This window comes from Actinomadura bangladeshensis (assembly GCF_004348335.1).
GTDB lineage: Bacteria > Actinomycetota > Actinomycetes > Streptosporangiales > Streptosporangiaceae > Spirillospora > Spirillospora bangladeshensis.
The window spans coordinates 1-9503 of record NZ_SMJW01000286.1 but is presented as its reverse complement, the minus strand read 5'-3'; the positions used below and the strand labels follow the sequence as shown (position 1 = coordinate 9503).

General features: G+C 74.3%; 9 protein-coding genes and 3 tRNA genes. 6 read left to right on the top strand and 6 right to left on the bottom strand.

Translation table 11 applies throughout. The features are described from left to right. Window positions 1-447, bottom strand: a 447-nt coding sequence (locus E1284_RS34740; RefSeq protein ID WP_131944396.1) for an FAD-dependent oxidoreductase, incomplete at its 3' end; no start/stop codon positions are given. Between the two features lie 32 nt (window positions 448-479). Beyond that, entirely contained in the window at window positions 480-1133 is a 654-nt protein-coding gene (locus E1284_RS34735; RefSeq protein WP_243714930.1) for a TetR/AcrR family transcriptional regulator, read from the bottom strand. An 89-nt stretch (window positions 1134-1222) separates the two neighbouring features. On the opposite strand from E1284_RS34735, the gene E1284_RS34730 reads away from it, so the two are divergent. From E1284_RS34730 to ppgK, 3 genes are read left to right on the top strand one after another with little or no spacing between them, the layout of a single operon-like run. Then, the gene (locus tag E1284_RS34730; protein ID WP_131944395.1) at window positions 1223-1966 is read left to right on the top strand and encodes an SDR family oxidoreductase; all 744 of its coding nucleotides are present in this window, start codon (window positions 1223-1225) and stop codon (window positions 1964-1966) included. Further along, the gene (locus E1284_RS34725; protein WP_131944394.1) at window positions 1966-2286 is read left to right on the top strand and encodes a DMT family transporter; all 321 of its coding nucleotides are present in this window, start codon (window positions 1966-1968) and stop codon (window positions 2284-2286) included. Before E1284_RS34730 ends, E1284_RS34725 begins: the two co-directional genes overlap by 1 nt. A gap of 29 nt (window positions 2287-2315) precedes the next feature. Next, on the top strand, window positions 2316-3158 hold the full coding sequence (gene ppgK, locus E1284_RS34720) for a polyphosphate--glucose phosphotransferase (protein ID WP_131944393.1): 843 nt from the start codon (window positions 2316-2318) through the stop codon (window positions 3156-3158). A 43-nt stretch (window positions 3159-3201) separates the two neighbouring features. On the opposite strand, the gene E1284_RS34715 is transcribed toward ppgK, so the two are convergent. The 4 genes from E1284_RS34715 to E1284_RS34700 all read right to left on the bottom strand — a co-directional run bounded on the left by E1284_RS34715 (window position 3202) and on the right by E1284_RS34700 (window position 8956). Next, window positions 3202-5931 carry a glycoside hydrolase family 38 N-terminal domain-containing protein gene (locus E1284_RS34715; protein ID WP_131944392.1) on the bottom strand — a complete coding sequence of 910 codons (2730 nt, stop codon included), beginning with the start codon at window positions 5929-5931 and terminating at the stop codon, window positions 3202-3204. Further along, a complete protein-coding gene (locus E1284_RS34710; protein ID WP_131944391.1) occupies window positions 5922-7118 on the bottom strand; it encodes a CehA/McbA family metallohydrolase in 1197 nt (398 codons plus the stop codon). Before E1284_RS34710 ends, E1284_RS34715 begins: the two co-directional genes overlap by 10 nt. Window positions 7119-7248: 130 nt before the next feature. Next, entirely contained in the window at window positions 7249-8085 is an 837-nt protein-coding gene (locus E1284_RS34705) for an aminotransferase class IV (RefSeq protein ID WP_243714929.1), read from the bottom strand. A 184-nt stretch (window positions 8086-8269) separates the two neighbouring features. Further along, a complete protein-coding gene (locus E1284_RS34700) occupies window positions 8270-8956 on the bottom strand; it encodes an ArsR/SmtB family transcription factor (protein WP_207924118.1) in 687 nt (228 codons plus the stop codon). A 142-nt stretch (window positions 8957-9098) separates the two neighbouring features. On the opposite strand from E1284_RS34700, the gene E1284_RS34695 reads away from it, so the two are divergent. The 3 genes from E1284_RS34695 to E1284_RS34685 all read left to right on the top strand — a co-directional run bounded on the left by E1284_RS34695 (window position 9099) and on the right by E1284_RS34685 (window position 9387). After that, a tRNA-Gly gene (locus E1284_RS34695) sits at window positions 9099-9170 on the top strand. Between the two features lie 41 nt (window positions 9171-9211). Beyond that, window positions 9212-9282, top strand: a tRNA-Cys gene (locus E1284_RS34690). Window positions 9283-9315: 33 nt separating this feature from the next. Then, window positions 9316-9387: transfer RNA gene (locus E1284_RS34685), tRNA-Val, on the top strand. The last annotated feature ends 116 nt before the right edge of the window (window positions 9388-9503 follow it).

Genomic DNA, 9503 nt, shown 5'->3' with positions numbered 1-9503 from the left:
GGCCGGGCGGGTGCCGGTGGCGATCACGATGCGGTCGGCGGTGACCTTCTGCTCCCGGTCGCCGGTGCCGGTGATCCCGATCGCGTTGGGCTCCAGGAACCGCCCGGTGCCCGCCAGCACGGTGACGCGGTTGCGGGCGAGCTGGCTGCGGACGACGTCGGTCTCCCTGCCGATGACGTGCTGGGTGCGCATCCCGAGGTCGCCGACGGTGATGTCGTCCTTGACCCGGTAGCTCTGCCCGTAGAGCTCGCGCTGGTTGAGGCCCGTCAGGTACAGGACGGCCTCGCGCATCGTCTTGGACGGGATCGTCCCGGTGTTGATGCAGACGCCGCCGATCATGTCGCGGCGGTCGACGATGCCCACCTTGCGGCCGAGCTTGGCGGCGGCGATGGCCGCGCGCTGCCCGCCGGGGCCGGATCCGAGCACGAGGAGGTCGAAGTCGTTCACGCCCCCCAGTCTGGCGGTACGTCCCGGTCCCGTTAAAGGCTTTCGCCGGACGGATCATGAACAGTCCGGTTCGGGACGGGGACCAGGCCCGCGATCAGGGCGTCCAGGCCGGCCTTGACACGGTCGAGCGGCATGCCCCGCGTCCGCCGCTGGTGGAGGAACAGGTTCGCGGCGAGCGGCGCGAGGAGCGCGTCGGCGAGGTAGGCGGTGTCCACGCCGGGGCGGACCCGGCCGAGGAGCATGGCCAGGTGCATGTGGTAGAGCGCGTAGGAGCCGTCCCGGAAGCGGGCGTCCGGCGGCCCGGACTCGGCCATGACCAGCAGTTCGGCCTGCGCCTCGGTGCGGTCGGCGAGCGCGTGCAGGAAGGCGCGCAGGCGCTCGGGCGCGGGCGCGCCGGGCCCGAGCGGCGGCGGCCCGTGGATGAACGCGTCCTGGAAGTCGCGCTCGCGGTCGTCGATCACCGCGTAGACGAGCCGGGCGCGGTCGCCGAAGCGCCGGTAGACGGTGCCGACGCCGACGCCCGCGGCCCGCGCGACCTCGTCCATGGAGACGGCCTCGGGGCCGTGCCGGGCGATCAGCTCGGCGGCGGCGCGCACGATGCGCCGCCGGTTGAGCGCGGCGTCGGCGCGCTCGGGGGACGGGCCTCCGACGACGCACAGTTCCCGCATCGGTTCCCCTCTCGGCACAGACGGCAGCGTAACGGTCGTTGTATCCGGAGAATACTCCAGTTAAGCTCGCCAATCGGAAACTTTTCCGTTTAGCCCCGGAGGACGGGATGAGCGCACAGCTTGACGGACGGACGGCCCTGGTCACGGGCGGCGGGCGCGGCATCGGCGCCGCGATCGCACTGCGCCTCGCACGGGACGGCGCGGACGTCGCGGTGACCTACCTGCGGGCCCCGGAGCGGGCCGCCGAGGTCGTCCGCGAGATCGAGGCGGCGGGCCGGCGCGGGCTGGCGATCGCCGCGGACGCGGCCGACCCGGCCGCCGCGGCGGCGGCCGTGGACCGCGTCGCCGCCGAGTTCGGACGGCTCGACATCCTGGTCAACAACGCCGGGATCGCGCCGAACGGGCCGCTGGAGGACGTTTCGGCCGAGGAGCTGGACCTGACGATCGACGTGCACGTCCGGGCGGCGTTCGTGACGGCGCAGGCCGCGGCCCGCCATCTCGGGCCCGGCGGGCGGATCGTCAACATCGGCAGCAGCCTGGCCGAGCGCGTCCCGTACCCGGGGTGGACGCTGTACGCGATGAGCAAGTCCGCGCTGACCGGCCTCACCCGGGGCCTCGCCCGCGACCTCGGGCCGCGCGGGATCACCGCGAACGTGGTGCAGCCCGGGTCGACCGACACCGAGATGAACCCGGCCGACTCCCCGGACGCCGAGTTCGAGCGGGGTTTCACGGCGCTCGGCCGGTACGGGCGGGCCGAGGAGATCGCGGCGATGGTCGCGCATCTGGCGGGTCCGGGGGGCGACTTCGTCACAGGGGCGGCGATCGCGGTCGACGGGGGGTACGCGGCCTGATGGCGTGGGTGTTCCTGCTGATCGCGTCGCTGATGGAGCTGGTGTGGGCGACGGCGCTGAAGGAGTCGGACGGCCTGTCGAAACCGTGGCCGACGGCCATCGGTCTCACGGTCGCGCTGCTCAGCGTGGTCGTGCTGTCGCTGTCGCTGCGCACCCTGCCGGTCGGCACCGCCTACGCGGTCTTCACCGGCCTCGGGGCGCTCGGCGTCGCCGTGGTCGGCATGACCGTGTTCGACGAGAGCACCTCCCTCGCCCGCGTGGGGTTCCTGGCGCTGATCATCATCGGCGTCGTGGGCCTGCAGTTCGCCGAGAACTCTTAGTCCCGGCGAAGATCGGGCAGAGTGAAGGCATGGCCAGGGAGATGCTCGGGATCGACATCGGCGGCTCGGGGATCAAGGGCGCGCCGGTCGATCTGTCCGACGGCGCGTTCGCGCGGGAGCGGTTCCGCATCGAGACACCGCATCCGGCCCGGCCGAAGCCGGTCGCGAAGGTCATCGCCCAGATCGTGGACCACTTCGGCTGGGACGGCCCGGTGGGCGTCACCTACCCCGGCGTGGTGATCGACGGCGTGGCGATGTCGGCGGCGAACGTGTCCAAGCGCTGGCTCGGGGTGGACGCGGCGAAGCTGTTCGCGGACGCCACCGGCCGGGAGATCACGCTGCTCAACGACGCGGACGCGGCCGGGGTCGCGGAGATGCGGCTCGGCGCCGGACGCGACCGGCGCGGCACCGTCGTCGTGCTCACGCTCGGCACCGGCATCGGCAGCGCGCTGTTCACCGACGGCGTCCTCGTCCCGAACACCGAGTTCGGTCACCTCCAGATCGACGGGCGGGACGCCGAGCTGCGCGCGTCCGCGAAGGCGCGCACCGAGGAGGGCCTCGGCTGGCACCGGTGGGCGCGGCGGCTCGGCGAGTACATGGCGCACCTGGAGGCGCTGATCTCCCCGTCGCTGATCATCGTGGGCGGCGGGGTGAGCCGCAAGTCCGCGCACTTCCTGCCGCTGATCGAGGGGGTGCGCGCGGAGATCGTCCCGGCGCGGCTGGTGAACAACGCGGGGATCGTCGGGGCGGCGATGGCGGCGGCCGCCGCGCATCCGGCGGAGACCGCCGAGCCGGCGCCGCGCCGGGTCCGGGCGTCCGGGGCGACCGGCGGGGCGCAGGCCGAGCGCGGCACCGCCGAGGCCGCCCGCTGAGGCCGCCCGCTGAGGCCGCCCGCCGACGCGCCGTCGGACGCCGTTACGGGGTTCTGAGCCGCACGGTCGCGATCTCCCAGGGGCGCAGCGCCAGCGCGGCCGTCCCGGCGTGGACGTCGAGCGGGATGCCGGGGCGTCCGCGCAGGTCGACGCGGACGGCCTCGGTGAAGTCCCCGCGCAGGACGGCCGTGGTCGGCTCGGTGCACTGGGCGACCATCCGGGTCTCGGTCCAGCCGTCGCGGGCCCGCAGCGAGGTCATGACCACGCCGTCCCCGGTGATGGCGATGCCCTCCCGGGGCGCCGGCGGGACGGCGGACGCGTGCCCGTAACCGGCGGCGGTGAGAAGGTCGTGCCGGTACGCCTCGGCCGCCTGGAGGACGTCGCCGCCGGGCCGTTCGCCGTCGTAGGGCAGGACGGCCATCCCGACCGCCCGCTCGCCGCGGCACTGCGCGCCCGGGGTGGGGAGCTGCGGCCCGGCGGGCTGGTCCCGGTAGGCGTTGCGGTCCCGGGACAGGTGGCCGACGGCGCGCAGCAGGGTGAGGGCCATCTCCCGCCCGGCGCCGGTGATCTCGTACTCGGTCGCGTGCTCCAGCAGGACCGCGATGCCGCCCGCGGCGACGAACCCGGACGCCGGATACGTCGGCACCGGGCGCTCCCCGAAGCCGCCCTCGGCCGTCAGCCCCCGCTCGGTGACCGCGAACTGGCCCTCGGCGAAGGACGAGTCCGCCTGGCGCGGCAGGGACAGGTGCAGCCGGACGCGGTGGTCGTCGCAGCGGTTGTCGAACGCGACGCGCAGCCGCAGGAACGGCTCGCCGGCGCGCAGTTCGGCGCGGACGGTGACGGTCACGTCCTCCTCGGCCTCGGTGCGGGCGTCGCGCTCCAGGTCGCCGCCGCGGGGCCACCGGAAGGTGCGGATGATGTCGAAGGCGGCGACGAGCGGGCCGTCCGACACGCGTTCGACCTCGACGGTCAGCGGGTCACCGACGATTTCGTCGTCGGCGGGCGGCGCGTAGTTGTAGGTGTCGCCCAGGTCGCCGCCGTCCACGATCCGCCCCACGCCCTCGATGACGTGGCCGGACGGGGTGCGCAGCCCGAGCGTGCCGTCGGCGTGCACCTCGGCGCGCAGCAGCCCGTTGTCGAGGACGCTCCCCTCCAGCGCCACCGGGCCCTCCTCGGGTCCCGAGGCCGGCACCGGGCGCACGGTGGTCAGGCCGAGCGGCGGGACGTCGACGAGCGCGGCGACCGTGCGGCGCGGGTCGGCCAGGATCCGGACGCGCCACTCCCCCTCCGCTCCGCGCAGCGCCTCCCGCACCTCGTCGATGTCGAACGGGACGTCCGCGCGGGACGTCACGTGGAAGGTGAGCGTCCGCTCGTCCCGCGACACCGACCAGTCGCGGATCTCCTGCCCGTACAGCACCCGCCCGTACACCCGCTCCAGCAGTACCGGCAGCGCGGAGGCCGGGTGGACGGCGTCGTCCAGCACCGTCGGCGCGATGTCGATCGTCTGCACGGGAACCGGCCGCCCGTCCCCCGTCACCAGCCCCGGCTCCCCTTCGCACGGGATGTCCAGGGTGACCAGGCCGGTGCGGCGGTCCGGCGTCGGGTTGAACACCAGGTGCGAGCCGAGCGGGACGGACGCGGCCCGCTCGGCGGTGACGAGGTCGCAGACGGCGCGGCCGAGCTGGTCCGCCTCGGCCATGTGCGCGGCGACCTGCTCGGCGGTCTCGTCGCAGCCGCAGCCGGTGACCGAGTCGTGGCAGCTCGCCTCGATGAGCCGCCGCCACGCCAGGTCGAGGAACGTCTGCGCGTCGCCCGCGTACCAGAGCGCGGTCAGCGGCTCGGCGTACCGCTCGACGCGCCGCTCGGCGAGCCCCATCAGCTGCTTGAGGCGGACGCGGGCGGAGATCACGCCCGGCAGGATGTTGGCGCGGGCGTGCGAGCGCAGCTCGCCGCGGACGTGCGGCAGCCCGTCGAGGGCGGTCCCCTCCTCCGCGAAGAAGCCGGCGAGGGTGTCCAGCCGCATGCCGGGGCCGGCGGCGGCGATCCGGTCGGCGAGGTCGGCGGCCGGCGCGGTGTGGTCGGCGCCGTACATGGCCAGCAGCGGGCCGCCGTGCGGGGACCAGCGGCCCATCGCCGCGGCGAACCCGGCGATCCGGCCGGGCGGCGGCGACGGGCCGTCCCCGGCCTCCTCGAACATCGACGCGGCGTTGCCGTAGCCGCCCTCGGGCAGGTACCGGGTGCGGATCGCCGTCCCGTCGGGCGCCTCCCACGCGAACGCGCAGGACCGGACCCGGTCCGGGACGCCCCGCCACACGCATGCGTGCTCGATGCCGGCGAGCCGCAGGATCTGCGGCATCTGCGCGCAGTGCCCGAACTGGTCGGGCAGGTAGCCGACCATCATCGCGGCGCCCAGCTCCCGCGCGCCCCGCATGCCGAGCTCCAGGTTCCGGACGGTGTTCTCCCCCGAGCACAGGAACTCGTCGTGGAGGATCTGCCAGGGCCCGACGGCGAGCCGGCCCTCCCGGACGAGGGCGGCCACCCGGTCGCGGCGTTCGGGGCGGATCTCCAGGTAGTCCTCGACCGCCGCCATCTGCCCGTCCAGCGTGAAGCGCCAGCGCGGATCGGCCTCCATCCGGTCGACGACGGCGTCGAGCAGCGACACCAGCCGCAGCCGGAAGCGCTGGAACGGCAGGTACCACTCGCGGTCCCAGTGGGTGTGCGGCACGACGACGATCTCGGCGCCCGCCGCCCGCTCGGCGTTCTCTACCCGCACAGTGCGATCACCTCGCTCTCGTGGCTCTCCAGGCGATGCATGCCCTGACGTTCCGCCGGTATCCGGACCCGGTCGCCGCGGACGGCGGTGCGCCGCCCGTCCGGTCCGACGAGCACGGTCCCGTCGCCGCCGACGGCGATCAGCTCGTCCTCGACGCGCAGCAGGACGGGCGCGTCCCGACCGGCGGACACGGCCGTCCGCCCGGCGACCAGGCCGCCGAGCACGTCGTCACCCTCCGCGAGCACCCGGGTGCAGGGCTCGCCGAGGGTCTTGAGCTGGGCCGGGTCGTGGAAGTCGCTGCCGCCGAGGGGGACGAGCCCGCCGGGCCGCCACAGCTCGGCCCAGGCCAGCGGGGCGCCCCAGCGCCGGTCCCACCAGGACGAATGCCAGATCTCGGCGAACCGCGGCCGCCATTCGGGCGGCAGCGGGCGGCGCCAGGCGCCGTCGCCGCTCAGCGGATGGTTGATCGACATCAGCCCGCCGCGCGCGACGGCGAACGAGGCCCAGTCGGCGCTCGGCCGCCGGAAGTCGACCCAGCCGGTGCCGCCGAACACGTTCGCGTGCCCGAGGTCGGTGGTGACCTCCTGGCCGGGCAGCAGCAGGACGCCGGCGTGCGCCCCGGCGGCGGGCAGCTCGGCGTGGTGGCTGACGGTGTTGTGATCGGTCACCGCGAGGTAGTCCAGCCCTTGCGACGCGGCCAGGCACGCGAGCTCGTGGACGGTGAGCGTCCCGTCGCTGTGGACGGTATGGGAGTGCAGATCGCCCGCGAGCCAGCGCATGCCGTCCGGGGCGGGCAGCTCACGGCGCGGAGGACGTTCCGGCCGTGGAGGCGGGGTCTCGTCCGGTCGCGGTGGGGTCGATGCCGACATGGTCACCGTGACCTCATACGGGACGCCGTCGGGCGGCACGCGGTGCAGCCCGAGCCAGACGTGCCATGTGCCCGGTTCCAGTTCCCCTGGCAGGTACCCGGGGGTCGCCCAGCCCGCGCTTACCGTGTACCGGCTGCGCGCCCCACCGGACCAGCCGCGGAACCCGCCCGGGCCATGGCAGCCCAGATCGATGACGCCGCCCTCATGGGACAGCTCGACCGTGACCGATGCCGTGCCCGGCGGGACGTCGAACGGGAGTTCGCGAAGCCCCTGTTCAAGCCGGTCTTCCAGGCTCCAGCGCCCCCGGTGCACCGTCATCCGCGTCTCCCGTCCTCGCCCGGCGGAGCCGTCGCACTCCGGCCTTCGCCTAGGGAGACCTGCCCGCCGGACGTCCGGGGCTACCTCGCGAGTTCGGGGTCAGAGGGCTGCTTCGGGCTCGCTCGCTGGATCACGGGTCCATGAGTTCGGCGGAGCGGGCCGCGAACGCCTCCACGGCCTTCGCGGTGACGGGGCCGGGGGCGGCCGGCAGGACCGTCCCGTCCACGGCCCGGATCGGCTGGACGTCCCGCGTCGTGGACGTCAGGAACGCCTCGTCCGCGCGGTACAGGTCGTCCAGCGCGAGGTCCTCCTCCTCGCCGCCGAACCACTCCAGCGTCAGCGCCCGCGTCACCCCCGCCAGGCAGCCGGAGGACAGCGGCGGCGTGACGAGCCGGCCGCCGAGCACGACGAAGATGTTGCTGCCCGTCCCCTCGCACAGGTTCCCCGCGGTGTTGGCGAAGATCGCCTCGCCGCCGCCGCGCTCCTTGGCGTAGGCGAGGGCCAGGGCGTTCTCCGCGTACGACGTCGTCTTCAGGCCGGACAGGGCGCCGCGCTCGTTGCGCGGCCACGGCACGACCGTCACGTCCGCCGTCGGCGGGAACGGGTCCTGCGGCCCGACGATGATCGACACCGTCGGCCCCTCGGCGCCGCGCGCCGACCCCAGCGGGCCCGGCCCGCTCGTGTAGGTGATGCGGATGCGGGCCAGCGGCCACTTCGGCGCCGCCGCCAGCACCTCCAGGGTGCCCTGCGCGAGGACGTCGTGGTCGGGCTCCGGCAGGCCGAGGCCCGCCGCCGAGCGGGCCAGCCGGCGCAGATGCCGGGTCAGCGCGAACGGCACCCCGTTCGTCGCCTTCACCGTCTCGAAGATCCCGTCCCCGACCAGCATGCCGTGGTCGAAGACCGACACCGTCGCCCGCTCCGGGTCGACCAGTTGCCCGTTCAGCCAGATCCTGGCCTGCGCCGTCACCGGAAGCCACCTTCCCCCTCGCCGAGCCGGAACCGACCCGGTCCCGCGCCGCTCGCGGGGCGGCGGGGGCACCGCGGCCACCCGCCCGATGCCCCACAGTACGGCGCACCGGGCGGGCTGTTCGAGTTCTTCCGCATCATCGGCCCGCCCGCCCCCGCCGAAGCGGGACGAAACGCCGCGGCGGTCAGGCCAGGACGCAGCCGAACGAATCCGCCAGCCCGGCCAACCCCGTCTCCGTCACCACCAGCGACCGCCGGGTCGGCCCCCGCTCGAACCAGCCCAGCTCGATCATCCGGCCGGTCAGCGCCGCTCCCAGCGCCCCGTTCAGGTGCGGGCGCCGCTCCGTCCAGTCGAGGCACTGCCAGGCGAACCTGCGCCGCGCCCGGCGCAGCGCCGGAACGTCCAGGCCCAGCAGGGCCAGCCGCTCCTCGCCCTTCTCCGTCACCTCGAGCGCGGTCCCGCCGTCCGGTTCGATCAGGCCGCCGTCCACCAGCGCCGCGAACAGCGCCACACCCGCCGCCCCCGCCAGATGGTCGTAGCACGTCCGCGCCTCGTGCAGCCGCCGCGCGTCCCGCGACTGCCGCAGGCTCCGCACCTGCACCGGCGGGCTCATCCGCGACAGCGACTCGATGAGATCGGCGACGTCCCGGTCCCGCAGCCGGTAGTACCGGTGCCGGCCCTGCTTCACCACCGTCACGAAGCCGCCGTCCAGCAGCCGCCCCAGATGCGCGCTCGCCGTCTGCGCGCTCACCCCCGCCGTCCGCGCCAACTCCCCCGCCGCCAGCGGCCGCCCGTCCAGCAGCGCCGTCAGCATCGCCGCCCGCGCCCGATCCGCCAGCAGCGCCGCGACCGGCGCGAAATCCGCGCTCACGCCATGTTCCGAGCCCATGCCACGACCCTAAGCGCCCGACCCTTCGACGCCGCTCGAACCATCCGGCACGCCCCTCCCCGAAACCCGGTTTGGGGAACGGCCCCCGACACGCTAAAGTCTTCCTCATCGCCGCAAGGCGCACGCGGAAGTGGCTCAGGGGTAGAGCATCACCTTGCCAAGGTGAGGGTCGCGGGTTCAAATCCCGTCTTCCGCTCTGAGGGGCCTTTCAGGCTATGAACCAGAAGGTCTCATTCTGGTGGAGTGGCCGAGAGGCGAGGCAACGGCCTGCAAAGCCGTGTACACGGGTTCAAATCCCGTCTCCACCTCAATGCCGCGCCTCCCCCGGAGGCGACGGAAACGGGCGATTAGCTCAGTGGGAGAGCGCTACCTTGACACGGTAGAGGCCACTGGTTCAATCCCAGTATCGCCCACGTTCGGAGTTGGGAGTGGTGTGCTCGGAGCCCCTGGAGGGCTCCTTCGCCGCCACTCCTTCCTTGTGTTGACCCGGGGGGCGACCCCCGGACCCCCGATGTGAGGGGCTCCGCCC

Excerpts from the sequence above, each read along its gene's own strand:
- E1284_RS34730 (WP_131944395.1), top strand. The coding sequence starts at position 1,223 with ATGAGCGCACAGCTTGACGGACGGACGGCCCTGGTCACGGGCGGCGGG.
- E1284_RS34725 (WP_131944394.1), top strand. The coding sequence starts at position 1,966 with ATGGCGTGGGTGTTCCTGCTGATCGCGTCGCTGATGGAGCTGGTGTGG.
- ppgK (WP_131944393.1), top strand. The coding sequence starts at position 2,316 with ATGGCCAGGGAGATGCTCGGGATCGACATCGGCGGCTCGGGGATCAAG.
- E1284_RS34710 (WP_131944391.1), bottom strand. The coding sequence starts at position 7,118 with ATGACGGTGCACCGGGGGCGCTGGAGCCTGGAAGACCGGCTTGAACAG.